At 66.7% G+C, this 21,103-nt stretch carries 19 protein-coding genes; 11 read left to right on the top strand and 8 right to left on the bottom strand.

Translation table 11 applies throughout. From position 1 onward, the window contains the following. Nucleotides 1-18 precede the first annotated feature (18 nt). Nucleotides 19-669 (top strand): DUF4124 domain-containing protein, encoded by a 651-nt coding sequence (locus J2X57_RS17755; protein ID WP_309869114.1) that lies wholly within the window; start codon nucleotides 19-21, stop codon nucleotides 667-669. 17 nt (nucleotides 670-686) lie between these two features. On the opposite strand, the gene J2X57_RS17750 is transcribed toward J2X57_RS17755, so the two are convergent. The 3 genes from J2X57_RS17750 to coaBC are packed head-to-tail and all read right to left on the bottom strand — an operon-like array spanning nucleotide 687 to nucleotide 4,715. After that, entirely contained in the window at nucleotides 687-3,026 is a 2,340-nt protein-coding gene (locus J2X57_RS17750) for a phosphomannomutase/phosphoglucomutase (RefSeq protein ID WP_036116653.1), read from the bottom strand. Nucleotides 3,027-3,051: 25 nt separating this feature from the next. Further along, entirely contained in the window at nucleotides 3,052-3,507 is a 456-nt protein-coding gene (dut, locus tag J2X57_RS17745) for a dUTP diphosphatase (protein WP_036116655.1), read from the bottom strand. After that, nucleotides 3,504-4,715 carry a bifunctional phosphopantothenoylcysteine decarboxylase/phosphopantothenate--cysteine ligase CoaBC gene (gene coaBC / locus J2X57_RS17740; protein WP_309869111.1) on the bottom strand — a complete coding sequence of 404 codons (1,212 nt, stop codon included), beginning with the start codon at nucleotides 4,713-4,715 and terminating at the stop codon, nucleotides 3,504-3,506. Before coaBC ends, dut begins: the two co-directional genes overlap by 4 nt. A gap of 255 nt (nucleotides 4,716-4,970) precedes the next feature. Between coaBC and radC the strand changes: the two genes are divergently transcribed. From radC to J2X57_RS17725, 3 genes are all read left to right on the top strand, one after another. Then, nucleotides 4,971-5,642 carry a DNA repair protein RadC gene (gene radC, locus J2X57_RS17735; protein ID WP_036118650.1) on the top strand — a complete coding sequence of 224 codons (672 nt, stop codon included), beginning with the start codon at nucleotides 4,971-4,973 and terminating at the stop codon, nucleotides 5,640-5,642. A gap of 492 nt (nucleotides 5,643-6,134) precedes the next feature. Further along, nucleotides 6,135-7,823: an arginine--tRNA ligase gene (gene argS, locus J2X57_RS17730; protein ID WP_309869110.1), complete on the top strand. Its 1,689-nt coding sequence runs from the start codon at nucleotides 6,135-6,137 to the stop codon at nucleotides 7,821-7,823. Beyond that, nucleotides 7,824-8,579 carry an SPOR domain-containing protein gene (locus J2X57_RS17725; protein ID WP_043691654.1) on the top strand — a complete coding sequence of 252 codons (756 nt, stop codon included), beginning with the start codon at nucleotides 7,824-7,826 and terminating at the stop codon, nucleotides 8,577-8,579. It abuts the gene before it with no gap. Nucleotides 8,580-8,654: 75 nt separating this feature from the next. Here the strand turns inward: J2X57_RS17725 and J2X57_RS17720 are convergent, their stop codons facing one another. Further along, nucleotides 8,655-9,515: an NAD(P)-dependent oxidoreductase gene (locus tag J2X57_RS17720; protein WP_043691652.1), complete on the bottom strand. Its 861-nt coding sequence runs from the start codon at nucleotides 9,513-9,515 to the stop codon at nucleotides 8,655-8,657. Nucleotides 9,516-9,576: 61 nt separating this feature from the next. Continuing rightward, nucleotides 9,577-11,466, bottom strand: coding sequence for an arginine decarboxylase (gene speA / locus J2X57_RS17715; protein ID WP_043691650.1), 1,890 nt, complete (start codon nucleotides 11,464-11,466; stop codon nucleotides 9,577-9,579). A gap of 328 nt (nucleotides 11,467-11,794) precedes the next feature. Between speA and speE the strand changes: the two genes are divergently transcribed. Further along, nucleotides 11,795-12,652: a polyamine aminopropyltransferase gene (gene speE / locus J2X57_RS17710; RefSeq protein WP_036116666.1), complete on the top strand. Its 858-nt coding sequence runs from the start codon at nucleotides 11,795-11,797 to the stop codon at nucleotides 12,650-12,652. Between the two features lie 127 nt (nucleotides 12,653-12,779). Here the strand turns inward: speE and J2X57_RS17705 are convergent, their stop codons facing one another. Next, nucleotides 12,780-13,823: a hypothetical protein gene (locus J2X57_RS17705; protein WP_309869105.1), complete on the bottom strand. Its 1,044-nt coding sequence runs from the start codon at nucleotides 13,821-13,823 to the stop codon at nucleotides 12,780-12,782. Nucleotides 13,824-13,997: 174 nt separating this feature from the next. On the opposite strand from J2X57_RS17705, the gene J2X57_RS17700 reads away from it, so the two are divergent. The 5 genes from J2X57_RS17700 to J2X57_RS17680 are packed head-to-tail and all read left to right on the top strand — an operon-like array spanning nucleotide 13,998 to nucleotide 17,942. Next, on the top strand, nucleotides 13,998-14,195 hold the full coding sequence (locus J2X57_RS17700) for a hypothetical protein (RefSeq protein ID WP_036116669.1): 198 nt from the start codon (nucleotides 13,998-14,000) through the stop codon (nucleotides 14,193-14,195). A 35-nt stretch (nucleotides 14,196-14,230) separates the two neighbouring features. Beyond that, a complete protein-coding gene (locus J2X57_RS17695) occupies nucleotides 14,231-14,863 on the top strand; it encodes a ParA family protein (RefSeq protein ID WP_036116670.1) in 633 nt (210 codons plus the stop codon). Between the two features lie 59 nt (nucleotides 14,864-14,922). Further along, nucleotides 14,923-15,390, top strand: a complete 468-nt coding sequence (locus J2X57_RS17690; protein WP_036116672.1) for a histidine phosphatase family protein — start codon at nucleotides 14,923-14,925, stop codon at nucleotides 15,388-15,390. An 11-nt stretch (nucleotides 15,391-15,401) separates the two neighbouring features. After that, nucleotides 15,402-15,956 carry a YceI family protein gene (locus J2X57_RS17685; protein ID WP_036116674.1) on the top strand — a complete coding sequence of 185 codons (555 nt, stop codon included), beginning with the start codon at nucleotides 15,402-15,404 and terminating at the stop codon, nucleotides 15,954-15,956. Between the two features lie 45 nt (nucleotides 15,957-16,001). Beyond that, the gene (locus J2X57_RS17680; RefSeq protein ID WP_036118656.1) at nucleotides 16,002-17,942 is read left to right on the top strand and encodes a phospholipase D family protein; all 1,941 of its coding nucleotides are present in this window, start codon (nucleotides 16,002-16,004) and stop codon (nucleotides 17,940-17,942) included. 3 nt (nucleotides 17,943-17,945) lie between these two features. Here J2X57_RS17680 and J2X57_RS17675 read toward each other — a convergent pair whose 3' ends face one another. Continuing rightward, the gene (locus J2X57_RS17675; RefSeq protein ID WP_309869102.1) at nucleotides 17,946-18,473 is read right to left on the bottom strand and encodes an energy transducer TonB; all 528 of its coding nucleotides are present in this window, start codon (nucleotides 18,471-18,473) and stop codon (nucleotides 17,946-17,948) included. An 18-nt stretch (nucleotides 18,474-18,491) separates the two neighbouring features. Continuing rightward, the gene (locus J2X57_RS17670) at nucleotides 18,492-19,778 is read right to left on the bottom strand and encodes an acetyl-CoA C-acetyltransferase (RefSeq protein ID WP_309869100.1); all 1,287 of its coding nucleotides are present in this window, start codon (nucleotides 19,776-19,778) and stop codon (nucleotides 18,492-18,494) included. Nucleotides 19,779-19,968: 190 nt separating this feature from the next. Here J2X57_RS17670 and J2X57_RS17665 point away from each other — a divergent pair, with 190 nt between their 5' ends. Next, nucleotides 19,969-21,093: a hypothetical protein gene (locus tag J2X57_RS17665; RefSeq protein WP_309869099.1), complete on the top strand. Its 1,125-nt coding sequence runs from the start codon at nucleotides 19,969-19,971 to the stop codon at nucleotides 21,091-21,093. The last annotated feature ends 10 nt before the right edge of the window (nucleotides 21,094-21,103 follow it).

Genomic DNA, 21,103 nt, shown 5'->3' with positions numbered 1-21,103 from the left:
CAACAGGAGGGGGACATCATGCAGGCAGTTCGTTACATCCTCGCGGGAGCGGCACTGTGCGTTGGCACGACCGCGTTCGCCGCGGGTCAGGACAATACGAGAAACAACAGCGCGTTCCGTTACAAGTGGAAGGATGCGAGCGGCCAGTCGTTTTTCAGCGACAGCCTGACGTCCGATGCGATGAAAGCCGGCTACGACGTCGTCAACTCGCAGGGCGTCGTGATCAAACACGTCGACCGTCAGCTGACCACGGACGAACGCGCCGCCGCAAAGAAGCTGGCCGATCAGCAGGCAGCCGCCCAGGCAGCCGCCGATCAGCAAAAGCGCGACGACGCGCAGCTGCTCAACGCGTATCCCAATGAAGCCGCCTTCGCCACGGCGAAGCAAGCGGAACTGGACAACGTCGAACAGGCGGCGCGCACCACGCGGTTGAATCTGCAGGGACAGGAGAAGGCACTGGCCGACCTGCTCAACCGCGCGGGCGACCTCGAACGCGGCAAGCAGCCCGTGCCGCCGTATCTCAGTTCCCGCATCACCGATCAGCGCAACACGGTGGCCGCCCTGCGCGCCACGTTGCAGCGCCAGATGACCGCGAAGGATGCGGCCCAGGTGAACATGGACGCACAGCTGAAGCACTACCGCGAACTGAAGGCCGCCGCCGGCCGCTGAGGCCGACGGCCCGGCGCTCAGAACGGCAGGGGCAGGTTCCGGTCGACCGCCAGCAGACGCTGGCGGAAGGCCTGCTTGATACGCTCGAGCGACTTCGCGTTGTCGGCATCGAAACGGAAGATCAGGGCCGGCGACGTATTGGATGCACGCACCAGCCCCCATCCGTCCGGCCAGTCGACACGGATACCGTCGATCGTCGTGACCCGGGCATCTTCGAAGCTGGATGCGGCGCTGAAGCTTTCCATGAACCGGAACGCCGCGCCTTCCTCCGCGACCGGCATTTTCAGCTCCGGGGTGGACACGCTCCTGGGCAGCGCATCGAACAATTCCGCCACGCTGCGTTCCTCGAGATCGCCGGCAACGATCTCGAGCAGTCGGGCGGCGGCGTAGATGCCGTCGTCGAAGCCATACCAGCGATTGTTGTCCGCGAAGAAGAAGTGGCCGCTCATCTCACCGGCCAGCGCGGCCCCGGTGTCGCGCATCTTGCTCTTGATCAGCGAATGTCCGGTGCGCCACATCAGCGGCACGCCGGCGGCATCCTGGATGACCTTGCGAAGATGGCCCGTGCACTTGACGTCGTAGATGACGGTCGCACCCGGATTGCGGGACAGCACATCCTGAGCGAACAGCATCAGCAGCCGGTCGGCGAAGATGATCTCCCCGCTGGCCGTGACCACGCCGAGCCGGTCGCCATCGCCGTCGAACGCGATGCCCAGATCGGCGCCGATGGTATGCACCGCCGCGATCAGGTCGCCCAGGTTACGCGGGTCGGACGGGTCGGGATGATGGTTCGGAAAGCGACCGTCGACCTCGCAGTACAGCGGAATGACTTCGCAGCCGATGTCCTCGAGGACACGGGGCGCGACGACACCGGCCGCGCCATTGCCCGCATCGACCACCACTTTCAGGCGGCGCTCCGCGGAGACGTCACCGACGATGCGGGCCACATACGGCTCGATGATCGACTGCTCACGCCAGGTGCCGACGCCGTCTTCCCGCAGCCGGCCGTCTACGATCCGGCGGTACAGATCGGTGATGGCGGCATCGGCCAGCGTCTCGGCGCCGACCACGATCTTGAAACCGTTGTGGTCCGCCGCGTTATGACTGCCAGTGACGGCCACACCGCAGCCGGTACCCAGATGGTAGGCGGCGAAATACACCAACGGCGTAGGAACCAGGCCGATATCGATCACGTCGATGCCGGCGGCACGCAGGCCGTCCGACAATCCCGCGGTCAGCGCTTCACCCGACAGACGGCCGTCCCGGCCGACCACGATCTCGTGCAGACCGCGTTCGGTCATCAGACCGCCGATGGCCTGACCGATACGACGTGCCACGTCGGCTGTGAGCGACGTGCCGACCACGCCGCGGATGTCGTAGGCGCGGAAGATCGACGGATCGATCGCCGCCGAAGCGGCGGCCGGCGCACGCACCGTCTCGCGGACCATGTCGCCGCCCGCCGATGGCGTCGGCGGGAGGCGCGGTTTCCGCGGCACCTCGGCGACGAGGATCTCGGGCTCGGGCTCGGCTTCGACGACCGTCGGCTGACGACGGCTGGACCAGAGCAGGAAGCCACCGCCGCCCAGCCCGATCACGGTGAGCAACACGGCCAGGAGTTCGGAATGCGGAATGACGATGAAGGCTTCGGGCATCGCCGCCCTTACGTACAAGGAGGTGCCGGCGATGACGGTTTCCTGCCCCTCCAGCCCGACGGATCGCGCGCCTTTCGCAAGCAGCGTCGTGCCGGTGTCTCCTTCGCCTTGCCTCAGGGCCAGACGACCGCCGCCCGGCGAGGAAGCCTCGAACCGCGCCGCCAGGTCGTCGAACGGATATTCGAGCCATGCCCAGGCGCGCACCGTACCGCCGACCGAAATCGGTTCAGCGACCGAGAGATTGCGCTCGCTGCCATGCAGGGTCGTCGCCGCGACCGGCGGCTCGGACGAGCCGAGGGCGGCCATCAGCTGCGCCGCCTTGGCATAGCCGAATTCGCGGAAGTTGGCGCGGACCACTTCGTCCAGCCCGGCGCTGTACACCTCGACGACCTTCGCCGCCGGCAACAGGGCATGTAACCGCGCGGCCGCCGCGGCGTGATCGTCGATCACCGCTTCCACGGATGGGTCGGCCGCCGCGCGCAGGAACTGCTGACGTTTCGCGCCGTAAAGGCTGGCAAGCTCGCTCACGGTCTGCCGCTGCGCCGCACGCGTGCGCTCGGCCGCGGCGCTTTCGTCCGCGATCAGCCAGGCCTGCCACGCACAGAACGCACCCGCCACGATAAGCAGCGTCGCGCCGGCCAGCGGCAGCAAACGTCGCAGATCGGTCCGGGACCCCCGCCCTTCCCCACCCTCTTTCCCAGCCATGGTGCCCCTTGTATCCCTCGGCGAATCAGCCAATACCGGTCGAACCGAACCCGCCTTCGCCCCGCTGCGAAGGTGCGAATCCTTCCACTACGCGCAACCGCGCCCGTCCCACCGGAACCAGCAATAATTGCGCAACCCGGTCACCCGGCGCGATGGTCACATGTGCGTTTCCACGATTCCAGCACGAAATCATCAGCGGCCCCTGGTAGTCGGCATCGATGACGCCCACCAGGTTGCCCATGACCAGACCCTGTTTATGCCCCAGGCCCGAGCGCGGCACGATCAGAGCACACCAGGCCGGGTCGCCGATGTGAATGGCCAGACCCGTCGGTACCAGGAGGCTCTCACCGGGGGCCAGCGTCACGGGGGCATCCACCGCCGCCCGCAGATCCATGCCGGCACTGCCGCCGGTGGCCGGCTCAGGCAAGGGAATGGTGTCGCCGAGCCGCGGGTCGAGGATCTTCAGTTCGATGTCGATCAAGAGGTGTGTCCGTGTGCAGCCAGGAAATGATGGGCGACATGCTGGATCAGCTGGCGCGCCAGTTCGGTCTTCGGCATCTCGGGTAGCGCGATGTCGCCATCGGGCCAGTAGAGATGCAGTGCGTTATCCGCCACCTCGAAGCCCTTGCCCGCCCCCACTTCGTTGGCGGCGATCATGTCCAGGCCCTTGCGACGCAGCTTGTCCTGGGCGTAACCGGACACCTCCCGCGTTTCGGCGGCGAAGCCGACGAGGTACGGATGCACCGGTCGCGCGGCGAGCGCCCCGATGATGTCGGGGTTCTCGGCCAGTTCGAGGCGTAACGGCGCGCCGTCGGCCTTCTTTAGTTTGTGACCGGCGACATCGGCGGGACGGTAGTCGCCGACCGCGGCGGCGCCGATGTAGATAGCCGCGCCGTCGGATGCCGCCAGCACGGCGTCGTGCATCTGACGGGCGCTGCGCACATCCACGCGTCGTACGCCGTGGGGTGTCGGCAGCGATACCGGGCCGGCAACGAGGGTGACGTCCGCGCCGGCATCGCGTGCGGCGGCGGCCACCGCGAAGCCCATGCGGCCCGAGCTGCGGTTGCCGATAAAGCGTACGGGATCGATGTCCTCGTACGTAGGGCCGGCACTGACCACGACACGACGGCCGCGCAGCGACTGATCGCCGAACGAGGCGACGAGGATGTCGCGGAGCTCATGCGGCTCGAGCATGCGGCCCGAGCCGATGTCGCCGCAGGCCTGATCGCCGTCGGCGGGACCGAGGACGCCGACACCTCTGACCCGCAGCGTGCCGACATTCGCCTGTACGGCGAGGTTGGCCCACATCTGCTGGTTCATCGCCGGAGCGACGTAAACAGGCGCGGCGGTGGCGAGCACCACGGTGGTCAGCAGGTCGTCGGCATGGCCGTGCGCGAGCCGCGCGAGGGTGTCGGCACTCGCCGGCGCGATCAGAACGCGCTCCGCCCAGCGGGCCAGTTCGATGTGGCCCATCGCGGCCTCGCCCTGCTCGTCCCACAGGCTGACACGCACCGGCTGCCCCGAAAGCGCCTGGAAGGTGGTCGGTGTGACGAAATGCGTGGCGCCTTCGGTCATCACCACTCGCACCTCGGCCTCGAGGTCGCGCAGGCGGCGGACGAGTTCGCAGATCTTGTAGGCGGCGATACCACCGGTAACGCCAATGAGGATGCGACGCTGGCGAAGACTCATGGCAAAACGGCGCGGTGGCGAGGGGTCATCAAGCTTAGCGGACCGGCTCATGCCTCGCACCCATATTGCCCCGCATTTTCAGAATCGTTCTATCGCCATTCGTCCGCGACGATCCTAAGTTGGGGATCTCTCCGGCCGCGGGCTGGTCATCAGGAAGAACGACTCATGAAGCGGGGGCATCTCCATCGTTCGGCCGTGCGCGACAACGCACCGGCATTCAACGCGACGACCGCCGGCGCGCCCGGCGTACGCGGTCTGACCATCCGGGAGTGGCCGGTCGGCGACCGCCCTCGCGAACGCCTGCTGGCTCACGGCGCGAGCGCGCTGTCCGACGCGGAGCTGCTCGCCGTCGTCCTCGGTAACGGTGTCGCCGGACGGGATGCCGTCGCCACCGGCCGGGCACTGCTCGCCCAGGCGGGCAGCCTGGGCCGTCTGCTCTCGGATCCCGACCAGTTGCCCAGACTCAGCGGCGTCGGCCCGGCCAAGCGGGCACGGCTGGTCGCGACCATCGAACTGGCCCGCCGGTCATTGAAAGAAGAACTCACCGACCTGCCGGCCATCGGTTCCTCGGAAGACAGTGCCGCTTATCTCAAGGCACGGCTGCGGCACCTTCCTTATGAGGTGTTCGCCTGCCTGTTCCTGGATACCCGGCACCGGGTGCTCGGGTATGAAGAACTGTTCCGCGGCACACTCGACGGCGCCAGCGTCTACCCGCGCGAGGTCGTCCGGGCCTGCCTGCGTCATCACGCGGGGGCGGTGATCCTCGCCCACAATCACCCGTCCGGCGTGGCCGAACCGAGCCGGGCGGACCGCGAGATCACCCGCGTGCTGGTCGACGCCCTCAAACTCATGGATATCCGGGTTCTCGATCACCTGGTGATCGGGCAGGGCGAGCCAGTGTCCATGGCGGACCGGGGACTGATCTGAGTCCGGATTTCAGGCAAAAAAAACGGCGCGAGTGCCGCTCGCGCCGTTGGGGTCACCATTTCGAGGGAGGGGCGTGGTGAGCCCTTTGTGCCGTTGGGCCGGGGAGACACCGGGCACACGAAGAATTGTGACGATGGGCGATGACAGCCCCGTGACGTGGCGGCGCATGACGTGTGACGCGTGCAGTGAAAGCGTCGGAAGACGCCGCCGCGGCACTTGCGGGATTCGACTTATGCACATTCCACCGATTTGCCACTTGGACGTCACAGCTGGTGTCTCGGCGCAAGTCAGTCTTGCAAGTCATTGTTTATACGATACTTTAGTTGTTACGCCATGATGTCAATGAGGCGCCATGTGGCGCGGGGTCGCAGCGCGTCGTTATTGCCCACAGAGTTATCCACAGGCTGTGGAAAACCGGGAGCTACCCTGGACGATCGGCCCATGTGGCCCTTCTGATAGGATTGCCGGTTCCATATCCGCGTCGCCCATCCCGTGAAAGCACAGCTGAAACAACTCGTCCTGCAGGCCATCGGGGCTATGCGTGAGTCCGGCAAACTGCCGTCCGATTTCGTCGCGCCCACGTTCGTGATCGAGCGCACGCGCAGCCGCGAGCACGGCGACTTCGCCACCAACGTGGCCATGATGATGGCCAAGGCCGCCAGCCGTAAGCCGCGCGATCTCGCCACGGACCTGGTCGAAGCGCTTCCCGCCTCCTCCCTGGTGGGCAAGGTCGACATCGCCGGCCCGGGCTTCATCAACTTCTTCCTGGCTCCGGCCGCCTTCCACGCCGAGATCGATCGCGCGCTGGCCGAAGGCGACCGCTACGGGCACAACCGCGACGGCGGTGGCCGTACGGCGGGCGTCGAGTTCGTCTCGGCCAACCCGACCGGCCCGCTGCATGTCGGCCATGGCCGCGCGGCGGCGATCGGCGACAGCCTGAGTCGCCTGCTGGCCGCCAGCGGCTGGAAAGTGTTCCGGGAGTTCTATTACAACGACGCGGGCGTGCAGATCGCAAACCTGGCCCTGTCCACCCAGGCGCGCGCCAGGGGCATCGCCCCGGACGAAGCGGGCTGGCCGGAATCCGGCTACCGCGGCGACTACATCGCCGAAGTGGCCCGCGCCTTTCTGGCGAAGGAATCGGTCGAAGCCGACGGCGAGACCGTCGTCGGTACCGGTGACGCCGACAACCTGGACGATATCCGTCGCTTCGCCGTGGCCTACCTGCGCAACGAGCAGGATCTGGACCTCAAGGCGTTCGGTGTCGGTTTCGACGTGTATTACCTCGAGTCGTCGCTCTACAGCGAGGGCCGGGTCGACGAGACCGTGAAGGAGCTCGTGGCCCACGGACATACCTATGAGGAAGGCGGCGCGCTGTGGCTCCGCTCGACGGATTTCGGTGACGACAAGGACCGCGTCATGCGCAAGTCCGATGGCACGTTCACCTATTTCCTCCCGGACGTGGCCTACCACCGCACCAAGTGGCAGCGTGGCTACGAGCGCGCCATCACCGAGCTGGGTTCGGATCACCACGGCTCCCTGGCCCGCGTGAAAGCCGGCCTGCAGGCGCTCGACACCGGCATTCCGAAGAACTGGCCGGAATACGTGCTGCACCAGATGGTGACGGTGATGCGCGGCGGCGAAGAGGTGAAGATCTCCAAGCGCGCCGGTTCCTACGTCACCCTGCGCGACCTCATCGACGAAGCGGGCCGTGACGCCACGCGTTACTTCCTGATCGCCCGCAAGGCGGATTCGCAGCTGGTCTTCGACATCGACCTGGCCCGCTCGCAGAGCAACGACAACCCGGTCTATTACATCCAGTACGCGCACGCACGCGCCAGCCGCGTCTTCCGCGAACTGGCCGACCGCGGCCTGTCCACGGATCGGGGCAACGGTATCGCGAAGCTCGACCTGCTCGCCACCGAGCACGAGTCGGCGCTGATGGTCGAGCTGTCGCGTTACCCCGAAATGGTCGAGTCGGCAGCCGCCAATCTGGAACCGCACCTGATCGCGCAGTATCTGCGCGAACTCGCGGGCGCGCTCCACAGTTACTATCACGAGCACAAGTGGATCGTGGACGACGCCGATCTGCGTGACGCCCGCCTCGCGCTTGTGGCGGCCACGCAGCAGGTGCTTCGCAACGGTCTGGATCTGCTGGGCATTTCGGCCCCGGAGAGCATGTAAATGGCAACACGCAAGAAGGCGACGAAAGGCCGTCAGGCCGTCCGCAACGGTTCGAGCGGCGGCATGCCCGGCTGGGGCTGGGCACTGATCGGCATCCTCGCCGGCGCCCTGCTCATGGCCTTCGCCATGCGCGGCACGCTGATTCCCATGATGCAGAAGCAGCAGGGCCCGGCGCCGAACCCGGAAGCCACCGCGCAGAAGGGCAGCGACCCGGGCGTCGTCGAGCAGACCGCACCCGAGAAACCGAAGAAGCCGTCGTACGATTTCTACTCGGTGCTCTCGGAGAAGGAAGTCCGCATTCCGGACGCCGAGATCCGCGCCCAGGCCAGTGCCGAAGCCCAGCAGCAGAAACAGCAGCAACTGGCCGCGCAACAGACCCAGCAGGCGCAGGCTCAGCAGGCTGCCGCCGCCCAGCAGCAGGCTCAGGTGCAGCAGGCCGCGGCGAATCTGCCGAAGGCCGCGACGCAGACGGTCACCGCCGCTCCGTCACAGCCCGCCGCCCCCGCTGCCGCGACGGGCAGCCCGGGTTACCTGTTGCAGGTTGGCGCGTTCCCGAGCGCCGCCGATGCGGAGGCATTGAAGGCCAAGCTCGCGTTGCAGGGCTTCGTTGCCAACGTCCAGTCGGTGAAGGTCGGCTCGCAGACCTACAACCGCGTGCGCCTCGGCCCGTTCAAGTCCGCGACCGATCTGGAAGGCACCAAGCAGCGCCTGCAGTCGGCGGGCATCAGCGCGATTGCCCTGAAGGAAGGCGGCTGAGGTCACTCCCCCGCCGCCGCCAAAAAAAAATCCCGCCGAACGGCGGGATTTTTTTTGAAGCGATGTAGCCGCCTGTCAGTCAGCGCGTTTCAGGCGAATGAGTGCCGAAATGTCGTCATCGCCGTAGCCCTGCGACATCAGTTCGGCGAAGTCGGCCAGCGACTGTTCGATGATGGTGCGGTTGGTACCCGCGTCCTTCGCGATACCGCGCACGATGCCGAGGTCCTTGTGCAGCAGCGCCAGCTTGAAGCCCACCGAGAACTCGTTGCGCAGCATCGTCGCGCCGCGCTTGTCGAGAAACCAGTTACCCGCCGCGCCCGCCGCCAGCGTCGGAATGAGGCGATCCGCCTGGAGACCGAGCGCTTCACCCAGCGCCAGCCCTTCCGTCACCGCGTGGGCAATGCCCGCGACCAGCACCTGATTGACCGCCTTGGTCGCCTGGCCACTGCCGACCGCGCCCATGTGCGTGATACGCGCACCGTAGGCTTCCAGCACCGGACGTGCTCGCTCGAGCACCTCCGCGTCGCCGCCGACCATCACGGACAACGTGCCGTTCTTCGCGCCTTCGACGCCGCCGGACACCGGCGCATCCAGGAACAGCGCGCCCACATCGGCGAGCAGGCTGGCGGCCTTCTTCGCCGTAGCAGGAGCGACGGTCGAGTGATCGATGACGATCGCCCCCGTCTTCAATGACGGAGCCAGCGCTTCCACCACGCCGATGACGTCCGCATCCGCACTGACGCACAGGGCGATCACGTCACATGACGAGGCAATGCCCGCGAGATCGGGCGCGACGACGCCAAGCTCCTTCGCCAGCGCATCGGCCTTCGTCTGTGAGCGATTGCCGACCGCGGCCAGCAGGCCCTTCGCATGAAGATGTCCCGCCATGGGGGCGCCCATCGCGCCGAGTCCGATGAATGCTGCCTTGAGGGTCATCCCGAAAACCTTTGTCGATGTCTGAAAAGAGACGCGGCGCCCTGAGGCGCCGCGGTTGGAATCAACGCCCTGCGGTTTCCGCCAGGTACGTGTAGCCGGTGAGGCCCTTGTCCAGCGAGGCGGACAACATCTCCGCCTCGGCGCCGGTAATGCCTGCCGCGGCAAGCCGGTCGGTGTAGGACTGGCGCAGCTGCCTGAGGTCGTAACCCACGTAGTCGAGCATCAGGTCTGTCGTGTCCCCATGACGCACGTGCGCGAACTCGTAACCGTCGGCCGTCGCGCGGACATTCACCGCGTCGGTGTCGCCGAACAGGTTGTGGATGTCGCCCAGGGTTTCCTGGTACGCGCCGACCATGAAGATACCGAGGCGGTACGACTGGTCGTCACGCAGGGCGTGCAGCGGCAGGCTGACGTCCACGCCTTCGGCATCCACGTAATGATCGATACGGCCGTCCGAGTCGCAGGTGAGGTCGGCGATCACGCCCCGGCGCGTGGGTTCCTCGTCCAGACGTGAGATCGGCACGATCGGGAAGATCTGATCGATCGCCCAGATATCCGGCACCGACTCGAACACGGAGAAGTTCACGAAGTACTTGTCGACCAGCTTCTCGTCCAGGTCGTCCAGCGCCTGACGATGCGCGCGCTCCGCCGGCAGCAGGCGCGGACGCACCGCGTTGGCGATGGCGTAGAACAGGTCGTCGAGCTTCGCGCGGTCGCGCAGGTCGAGCTGACCCAGCGCGTAGAGCGCCTGGCCCTCGGCGAAGTGATGCTGGGCTTCGTGGAACAGCTCCAGCGGCGGCCGGCTGTCGAGCTCGGCGTGCGTCTCGCGAAGATGACGCAGCACCGTCGGCTCGTCCGCGCGCGGCGCGGGCACCGAACCCTCGGGTACTTCTTCCACCTCGGTGACGTTGACCACCATCACCGCGTGGTGCGCGGTCATCGCGCGACCGGACTCGGTGAAGATGACCGGCGCCTTCATGCCGTGCTCGGCGACGGCCTCGGCCAGCGGCTGCACGATGCTGGCGGCGTACTGGCCCAGGCTGTAGTTGATCGAGTTATAGCTGCGCGAGCGGGTGCCTTCGTAATCCACGCCCAGACCGCCGCCCACGTCGACGACGTCGATGGGCACGCCCAGCCGGTGCAGTTCGACGAAGTAGCGCACGGCTTCGCGCATGCCGGCGGCGATATCGCGCACGTTGGAGATCTGCGAGCCCATGTGGAAGTGCTGCAGCCTCAGCGTGTGCTTGAGGCCCGCGGCGTCGAGGCGTTCGATCAGCTCCAGCACCTGACCGGGGCTGAGACCGAACTTGCCTTTGTCGCCACCGGTGTTCTGCCACTTGCCGGCGCCGATCGAGGCCAGGCGCACGCGCACGCCGAGCAGCGGCTCGACATCCAGCGCCTTCGCCTCGGCGAACACGTGGTCGAGTTCGGAGAGCTTCTCGATGACGATGTGGACGCGCAGACCGAGCTTGCGCCCGATCAGCGCGAGACGCACGTACTCGCGGTCCTTGTAACCGTTGCAGACCACCATGCTGCCGGGGCGGGCATAGGCGAGCACGGCCATCAGTTCCGGCTTGGAACCGGCCTCGAGGCCGAAACCCTCCTCGCCCGCGGCGACCAGTTCGCTGACGACGCCGCGCTGCTGGTTGACCTTGATCGGGTAGATGGCCGTGTAGGAACCGGCGTACTTGGCGTCATCGATCGCCTTGGCGAACGCCTGCTGCAGGCGCGCCAGACGGTCGGCGAGGATATCCGGGAAGCGGACGAGCAACGGCAGGCGCAGGCCCTGGGCCGTGGCCTGATCGACAATGGCCGGCAGGTCGAGGGCCGGGCCCTCGTCGCCGCGCGGGCGCATCTGCAGGTGACCGTTGCCGGCCACATCCACGTAGCCGTTGCTCCAGTGTGGGATCGCGTAAGTCAGCTTCGCGCGTTCGGTGGTCCAGTTCGTCATGGTGGCGACGATCTCCCTCGTGATTGTGTCGTGTCCCCGTGGGGGGCGCGGAACAGTCGCAGCGGCGAACTTTGACCTGAAGCGAGTCTGGCGACCGGGAGCCTCGCACGCCGCGGGGCCGACCAGACAGGGTCTGCGCCGTCCGGGGAGACGGGGCAGACCGCGTATTGTAGCGGCGACGGATGACATCCGTGTATTGCCCCGCCCGGGGCAACATTGCCGTCAGGGACGACCTACATTTGTGCCAGGGCAAGGACTTGGCCGATTCCGGACCCGGAGCCGGTACAATCCCGTGTTTGGTCCCTTACCTCTTTTCAGGATCCGAGTCATGTCGCAACAGCAGCTCAGCTGGTTTACCGAAGCCCACCAGGCCTCCGGCTCATCCATCGGTTTCCGTGTCGAGCGCCTGCTGCACGCCGAGAAGACCGAATTCCAGACCATCGAGATCTACCAGACCACCGACTGGGGCAATCTCATGGTGATCGACGGCTGCGTCATGCTGACCAGCCGCGATAACTTCCTGTACCACGAGATGATGACCCACCCGGCGCTGTTCACCCACGCCCGGGCCAAGCGGGTCGTCATCATCGGCGGCGGCGACTGCGGCACCCTGCGCGAAGTGCTCAAGCACGAGGAAGTCGAGAAGGCCACCCAGGTGGAGATCGACGAGCGCGTCACGCGCCTTGCCGAGCAGTACTTCCCGGAACTGTGCGACGCCAACAACGACCCGCGCGCCGAACTGCTCTTCATCGACGGCATCAAGTACATGGCCGAGGCGGATCCGGAGTCCATCGACCTGATCATCGTCGACTCGACCGACCCGGTGGGTCCGGCCGAAGGTCTGTTCAACGCCGCCTTCTACGCCAGCTGCTACAAGGCCCTGCGCCACGGCGGCATCCTCGTGCAGCAGTCGGAATCCCCGCTGGCGCACATCGAGCTGATCAAGGCCATGCGTTCGGCCATGCGCACCTCGGGCTTCAAGGCCGTGCGTACCCTGCCCTTCCCGCAGCCGTGCTACCCCACCGGCTGGTGGAGCTGCACCATGGCGCGCAAGGACGGCGACCTGTCCGGTTTCCGCGAGCGCGGCGCCATCAGCAAGGGCTTCCCGACGAAGTACTACAACGCTGAAATCCACAAGGGTGCGCTGGCGCAGCCGGAGTTCATGCGGACTGAACTGGGCGACTGACTGAATCTGTAGGAGCGCGCCCTGCGCGCGATGTAAGGGATTCGCGCGCAGGGCGCGCTCCTACAGGCGGTTCAATAAAAAACGGGCGCCCATGGGCGCCAGTTTTTTTGGCTCCATTCAGACCGGCCTACTGCTCGACCTTAGCCGGCTCCCATCCTGCCGGGGCTTCCGCCGGCATGCCGTAAGCACGCAGCGAAGCCAGCACCACGCTCATCTCGGTGCCGCCGCTGCGCGCCAGCGACAGCAGCTTCTGCGCCGTCACCTTGTCGCCCTGGGCCTGGACGTTGAGCTGCGCGAAACGCTGCATCTGCCAGACCAGGTTCATGCGAGCGGTCTTCGCGGACTGCTGCTCGGCGGTGTCGGTGGACAGGGTTTCACGCAGATGCAGGCCCAGCGAACGACCGAGCGGGCTGCTGCCCCACTCGAGGACCTTGGCGAGTTTCAGGCAGTCGCCCACCACACCCGCATCGCTCTTGTTGTCTTCGCAGTACTTCGCGGTGACCTGGAACCCAGGCATCGGCTGCGCGCTGGCCAGACCGAAGACGATGACCATCTGCACGCCTGCCGCCCCCGCGCCCTGCAGCGGATTGAAGGTGTCCGGCGGTGGCGGCAGCTGGCTGACCGAGTTGGCCAGCGCCTTGAGGCTGGAGCCGAGGTAGTCGTCGTAAAGCCGGGCGTTGGCGGCGCGGGCGAGATCGCTGCGCGTGTCCTTGCCGGCACCGTTATGGTCGTCAACGCCCAGCTTAAGCAACCAGACGGCCGCGTTGTCCGGCGCCTGCTTCTGCAGCGTGGCCAGTGCGTCCGCGTTCGGGCAGCCACCGGCCTTGGCGTCGCAGTCGGCCAGCGAAGCCCAGGTAACCGCCGGGCCCGCGTCGGCATTGCGCGACGCGCGCTCGAGAAGGGCGTGGTAGCTCAGCACCTCGGGCGGATTGGCCAGCGGGCGCGCCAGCAGGGCGGCGCCCAGCAGCGGCTCGGCTTCGGTGCGCAACGCCAGGACGCTGGCCAGGTCTTTCTGGAACTGCAGCAGGGCCTTGGTCTGGTCCTTCTGCGCCACCGGCGCCTTGAGCGGCCCCTTTGCCGGACCCTGGGCACCGGCCCAGGGCGTGGCGGCAAAGACCGGCATCGAGAGCAGACCCGCAAGGGCCAGGGTCAGCACGCGATATCCGCGCATCAGCCATCTCCATGAAATAAAACGACAAGAATACGGTTCAACCATGAACGCAGCCTGCGCCGTCCCGGGGTCATCGACGGCGGACATTGTTACCATCGACATCCAATGTGGGGATCGCCGACTCGACATCGAGCATGGCAGCGACACAATCCTGCGACAGAACAGGAGTTTACGATGGATCAATTCGCACTTTTTAACGACGCGCGCGCCGGCTTCTTCGTAGGCTGGGGTACGCTGTCGCTGATCAACGCAGGGCTGGCCCAGGGCAAGAATCGCGGCGGCCTGCTCTGGTGGTTCCTCTCGCTGTTTCTCGGCCCTGTCGCCACCCTCATTCTCGTGGTCATGCCGAAGGTTCGTACCAAACTGTTCTGATAGGCTAGAACCACTCCTATGGCAGGTGCTCGCGGATGCTTACGACGCTCGTGGCAAGCAGCAAGGGTGGTTGCGGAAAGACGACGCTGGTCACCCAGCTCGCGACCCACTGGGTCCAGTCCGGCAAGCAGACGGCGATCATCGATGCGGATCGCCAGCATTCCAGCCTGCGCTGGGCAGGCCGTCGTCCCGAGAACGTTCCCGCCGTCACCGCCATCGAGGGCAGTCGCAAGGCCTTCGACCGCCTGCCGGGCGACGTGCAGCGGGTGATCGTCGACACGCCCGCGGGCGTCGACGAAAAAGACCTCGAGCCCTATCTGGAGAAGGTGGACGTCATCCTCGTGCCGGTACTTCCCTCGCACTTCGATCTCGACGCCACACTCGATTTTCTTACCGTGCTGCGCGGCATCCCGCGCGTGAAGCGCGGCAAGCTGCCGGTCGGCCTGGTCGGCAACCGGCTCAAGCCGTGGACCAACGCCAGCCAGGCCGCCATCGCCGAACTTGGCGAGCGCGCGCCCTTTCCCGTCGTCGCGGAACTTCGCGACTCACAAGCGTACGTCTTGCTCACGGCGCTCGGTAAGGGCATCTTCGATTACCACTCGGAAAACGTACGCGGACACCAGGACGACTGGGGAAAACTGCTTCGCTGGATCAAACGAAGCACCTGAGCCGACGTGGGACGCGTCATGACCCGCCACGATACGTGGCCTAGCGGAGGACGGTACCCATGCACGAACTCATCCTGTTGCGCCATGCCGAGGCAGAGCCCGGCCATGACGGCAAAGACGACCGCGAGCGAAAACTCACCGAACACGGCCGCAACGAAGCCCGCGCCGCCGGCGAATGGCTCTCCAGCCATGGCGTGAAATACGACCGCATCCTGTGTTCCCCCGCGGAGCGCACCAAAGAGACCGCCGCGCTGGCCCTAGGCCAGGTCGAGCCCACTTACGTACCGGAAATCTACGACGCCACGCCCGGCGATCTGTTCGACGTGCTCGACACGCAGTCGGACGCGGAACGCATCGTGCTGGTGGGACACAACCCCGGCATTGAACAACTGGTCGCTTTCCTTGTCGAAGGACGGTCCGAGGATTACCGCGGCATGCCGCCGGGTGGCATGGCACGACTCGTCTTCACGGGCGAGCTGGGGCCGGGCAAGGCCAAACTCGAGACATTCTGGTCACCTCCCAACTGAGTCCCCCGTTGATGCGTCACCTGTTGTGGGCGATCGCCTTGCTCCTGTCGGCGGCTTCGGCTTCGGCCGCCGACCTGCGGATCGACCCGACCCGTTCGCGGGCCGAGTTCGCCGTTCGCCTGCTGTGGGTGAGTACCGTCTCCGGTAGCTTCGAGGGCATCCGGGGCGACCTGTCCATCGACCGCGAAGCGCGCACGGCCGTCGTGCGCGCCGTGCTCGACACCGAAAGCATCCGCATGGAATCGGCCCGCCTGCGCCGCTGGGTGCTGGCGCCGGAATTCTTCGACTCGGTGCACTACCCGCAGATCCTGTTCACGTCCGACCCGCTGCCCCTGGAACTCATCAGCCGCGGCGGCGAGATCAAAGGCAAGCTGACCATGCGCGGGGTCACCCGGGACGAAACCTTCCACCTGCAGGCCACCCGCTGCCCGGCCGACGCGCTGGCCGGTTGCGTGCTTCAGCTGCAGGGCACGATCGACCGTACGGATTTCGAGATGCGGGGCCGCCGTGGGGCCCTTTCGGACCGCGTGAACCTCGGCATGGCCATCGTCCTCGACCATCCCTGACGAAAACTCACGTGACGTTGGCGTGGGTCGCCTATGATCCCCGCCATGCGCCACCTCCGATTGTTCTTACTCCTTGCCGCCATCCTGGCTGCCACCGGCTGTTCGCTGTCCACGCAGCGCATCCGGAAGGCCGATGCCGTGGTCACGCTGACCGTGGACCGGCAGAGCAATTGCACGCGGGCAGACCACTGCGCCCAGCCCTCGGCGCTGCTCGATGCCGCCGTGGAAGCCGACGCCGCCTCGACCGACGCGCGCCCGGTGCACGTGGCCACGCTGCTGGAAGACGGCGAAACCGCCATGGCGGCGAGGATCAATCTGATTCGCGCCGCGAAGCGGACCATCGACGTGCAGACCTATATTTGGGAGCAGGACGACGCGGGCAAGCTGGTCCTGGACGAACTGGTTCAGGCCGCGCGCCGCGGTGTACGCGTGCGGATCCTCGCCGACCAGTTGTTCTCCTTTCGCGACGCCGGCCTGCTGGCGGGGCTGGCGCGCGCCAGCGATCACATGGAGATCCGCCTCTACAATCCGACCTTCCACAGCGCGCGTACGCCGCCGCTGGAGTTCGCGGCGGGCATCATCTGCTGCTTCTTCAAGTTCAACCAGCGGATGCACAACAAGCTGATCGTGGTCGACGATCTGATCGGCATCACGGGCGGGCGCAACTACGAAGACCGTTACTTCGACTGGGACGGCACCTTCGACTACGTCGACCGCGACGTGATGATCGGTGGCCCGGCCGCGAAGGCCATGGGCGCCAGCTTCGAGCAGTTCTGGAACCACAAGCGCGCCGTGCGCCTGACCCACCTGCGCGACGTGAACAAGGAGCTGGTTCGCGACACCGACGACCCGCGCCACTGGACGACTCCGCAGTACGAAAACCCGGAACGTGTCGCCACCATGGTGGCGGACGCCGAGAGTCCGGACTGGATCGCCGACCGTATCCAGCGCGAAACCCTGCGCATGAACCGGGTGGAGTACCTGTCGGACCTGCCAGGCAAGACCGACGAGCCCAAACGCCGTGAAGCCCGCGCGCTCACCCGGCACATCATGGGCCTGGTGCGTAACGCCAGGAGCGAAGTGATCCTGCAGACGCCCTATCTGGTGATGAGCAAGCCGGCGAAGAAGATCTTCAGCGGGCTGCATCGGAAGCCGGTCCCGCCGCGCGTCGTCGTGTCGACCAACTCACTGGCCTCGACGGACGCCTTCGCGGTGTATGCGATGTCCTATAAGCACCGCAAACGCTACCTCACCGACTACGGCTTCGAGATCTACGAGATGAAGCCGCGCCCGGCAAACGGGGATCCCGACGCCCTTGAAGGTCAGAGCAATGACGTGGTCACGCCGCCGCTGCTCACCGGCTCGGGGAGCGGCAGCGGCGCCAGCAAGACCGGACGTCGTGCCGGCAACCGGCTGGTGCCGGCGGGCCCACCGTCGGAATCCACGGGATTCATGGCCCTTGGCGGCCGCCGCGTACGTCAGGGACCGCGCACTCGTCCGGCACCCCTGCTCACGCAGGGCGTGCGCTTCGGCCTGCATGCCAAGTCGATCGTGGTGGACGACACGTTCGCCATGGTCGGCACGCACAACTTCGATCCACGCTCCGACCACTACAACACCGAGTCGGGCGTCATCGTGTACGACAAGCGCTTCTCGGATCGCCTGCGTGACTCGATCATGCAGGACACCCGCCCGGAAAACGCCTGGGTCATCGGGCCGAGGGAGAAGAAAATCCCCGTGCTGTCGTCGGTCAACGAGTTCATCGGCGACGTCTCGGAACGGCTGCCGTTCTTCGACCTGTGGCCGTTCCGCTATGCCACGAGCTATGAGCTCAAGCCCGGCTGCATTCCGATGCGCTGGACCGACCCGAAGTTCTTCGAATGCTACGAGCCGGTCGGCGACTTCCCGGAAGTGGACGTGTCGCTCAAGCTGATCTACACGCGCATGATCACCGCCTTCGGCTCATCCGCCTCGGGCATTCTCTGACGCTCAGTAAGGGCGGGTGAGCTCGAAGCGGACCGGGAGGTCGGCGGTGTAGCGCGGGGCACGGTTCTCCGCACTGGCGAAGCGCCAGTTGCGCACGGCTTCTTCGGCCGCATGGTCCAGATCCATGTCGCCGCTGGAACGCCCCACGGACACCTCGGCGACATCGCCCTCGGGCGTGACGGTCACACTGAGGATGACCTGGCCTTCGCGATTGGCGCGCAACGCCGACATCGGATAACGCGGCGACGGCGTATAGACCGGCACCAGCGCTTCGGGCACATGGCGTGGCGTGGCGGCGACGCGGGGCGGCATCGGTGCCGGGCGGCTCACCGCCACAACGGATTCCGGCCGCGCGCGGGGCCTGGCGACCGGCCTGGACGACAGGTGCATGGCTTCGGGCATCACCACTTCGGCGAACGGTCGTGTGGCGGGCGCGCGCTCGTACGTGAGCGCGGTGAGCCAGCTCGTACCGGCGATGCCGAGCACGAGCCCAAGGGCACTGAGGGAAGTACTGGTGCGAAGTGCGAACATGCGGACTCTGGAGCAGGATCAGGGGCGTTCGAGGATCGCCGTCACACCCATGCCGCCCGCGGTGCAGATCGAGATCAGGCCACGGCCCGAGCCCTTCTGCTCCAGCATTTTCGCCAGCGTGGCGACGATGCGCGCACCCGTGGCCGCGAACGGGTGACCGGACGCGAGACTGGAACCGTTGACGTTGAGTTTTGCGGGGTCGATCGATCCCAGCGGACCCTCGAGGCCCAGCCGGTTACGGCAATAGTCGTCGTTTTCCCATGCACGCAATGTGCACAACACCTGGGCGGCGAACGCCTCGTGGATTTCGTAGAAGTCGAAATCCTGCAAGGTCAGGCCCGCACGCCTGAGCATGCGCGGCACGGCCACCGTCGGCGCCATCAGCAGGCCTTCGCCGTGGACGAAATCCACGGCCGAGACCTCGGAATGGGTGAAATACGCCTGGATGCTGAGGCCACGCGCGGCGGCCCACTCGTCGCTGGCCAGCAGCACGGCGGCGGCGCCGTCGGACAGGCCGGTGGAGTTGCCGGCGGTCAACGTGCCCTGACCCGACGTCCGGTCGAAGGCGGGCTTCAGCGAGCCGAGCTTTTCCAGCGTGGAGTCCGGGCGCAGAAAGCCGTCGCGCTTCAGACCGCGGAAGGGCACGACCAGATCGTCGAACAGGCCGGCGTCGTAAGCGGCGCCCAGCTTCTGGTGGCTGGCCAGGGCCAGCTGATCCTGCTCGAGGCGGCCGACTTTCCATTCCTTCGCCATCAGCTCGCAGTGGTCGCCCATGGACTTGCCGGTGCGCGGCTCGGCCACGCCGGGGAAGGACGGCTTGAGCTCCCTGAGCTTGAAGCCACGCGTGGCGACCTGCAGCTTTTCTTTCAGGGTCCTGGCGCGGTTGAGCGCCAGCAGACGCTTGCGCAGCTTCTGCCCGTAGACGATGGGCACGTCGCTCGTGGTGTCCGAGCCCCCGGCGATGCCCGCTTCGATCTGGCCCGTGGCGATCTTGTTGGCGATCAGGATGGCGTTGTCCAGCGAGGTACCGCAGGCACGGGCCGAGGTAATACCCGGAGTGGTCGGCGCCAGGCCGGACGAGAGCAGCGCTTCACGCGCCAGATTCCAGTCCGAGGAGTGCCGGATGACCGCACCCATCGCGACCTCACCCAGCTCCACACCGTGCAGGCCGAACTTCTCGACCAGCGCGCCGAGCACCTTCACCGACATCCCGAAATTGCCGACATCCGCGTAGGCGGTGTTGTTACGACAGAAAGGAATGCGGACGCCGCCGACCACACCCACACGCTTTTGCGTCTTTTCCATGCTTTTGAGGGACTGTCCAGATCGAAGTGGGAGCCCGACCGGCGGGCCGGATCGAAGGCGAAGGGATCGCGGACGCCGACGATCGCCGACGAACGCGTATCGGCAAGGCTAACCCGCATCCCGTCCCGGCGAAAGCCCGCCGGGTCGCAATGATAGAATCGCGTTCCTTTGCCGTTCGGAAAACGCCGCCGTGAACGAGTCGCTGATCGCCTGCCCCGCTGTCCTGGCCCTCGAACTGGCCGGGGGCGAGATGCCCGATCGCCTCGAGCTAACGCGCGACGAAGCGCAGACCCTCGCCGCACTGGTGGCCGACGACCTGCGCGCCCTGCTGCCCGGCGTCGAGGCCTCGCGCTTCGCGCTGGCCGGCGCCCTGTTCGACGGCGTCGAGCTGCTTCGCCCCGGCTTCCCGGTGCTGGCCACGCTGGAAGAACTGGCCCGTCGGGTGCCGCGTGTCGTCACCGCCGGGGGGGTGGTCGCCTTCGGCACGCACGAAGGCCATATGCCGGCCCAGCCGCTGGTGCCGGACCCGCACTTCGCCGGCGGTCCGATGCGACTGATTCCGTGGATGCTGCTGGTGCCCGCCGACCAGGTGGAAGACCTGTCCCAGGCCATGGAGCGCGAACTGGCCGCCAAGGGCGAGGCCGGTACCGCGACGTCGGATTTCCTGATGCGCACGCTGGGCATGCGCCTCGAGCACGCCCGCTACCTCACCCGCGACGACCTGCTGGCGCTGACCTGCGTGCAGTACGAGCACGTCAATCTGGCGCCGCTCTGGACGATGCTCGAAGCCGCGCTGCTCACGCCTTACAAGGACGAGACGGCCCTCGGCTCCCGCGGCCTGCCGCTGCGCTACACCGAAGGACGTGTCGAGATTCCGGGTCTGGCCGACTGGTTCGCGCGCGACGCGAACAAGGGCGGCAACGCCGCTCACGAGCTGGCTGGCACGCTGTTCGAACTGCGCCAGTACGCCGCGCTGCTCGCCGCCCATCACGTGCACCTGGTGATGCAGGACATGCCGGCGACCGAGGGTTTCCTGATCGAAACGATGGCCGACGCGGACCCGTCCGCCGCCGCGCCCCGTATCTATGCACACGAGGCGGCCGGTCTCGGCATGGCGGCGATCACGATCGCCCAGCCGGTTCCCGGCAAGGCCCGCGTTCTGGCGCACGGCTTCCCGCTGGCGCCGGACGCGCTGACTCCGCTGCTGGAGACGCTGGCCGATCGGTACGGTACCGACAGTGAAGTGCACACGCTGGGCCGGATCATGCTGGACGCCGACGGCGCACTTACGGCACCGGCTCCGGCGCTGCATTGAAGGCGGCGGC

Origin of the sequence: Luteibacter sp. 1214 (assembly GCF_031455395.1) — a bacterium.
In the GTDB taxonomy this organism is placed as follows: domain Bacteria; phylum Pseudomonadota; class Gammaproteobacteria; order Xanthomonadales; family Rhodanobacteraceae; genus Luteibacter; species Luteibacter mycovicinus.
Note: the sequence above shows the minus strand (reverse complement) of the source record. Positions and strands in the feature narration are given on the sequence as shown.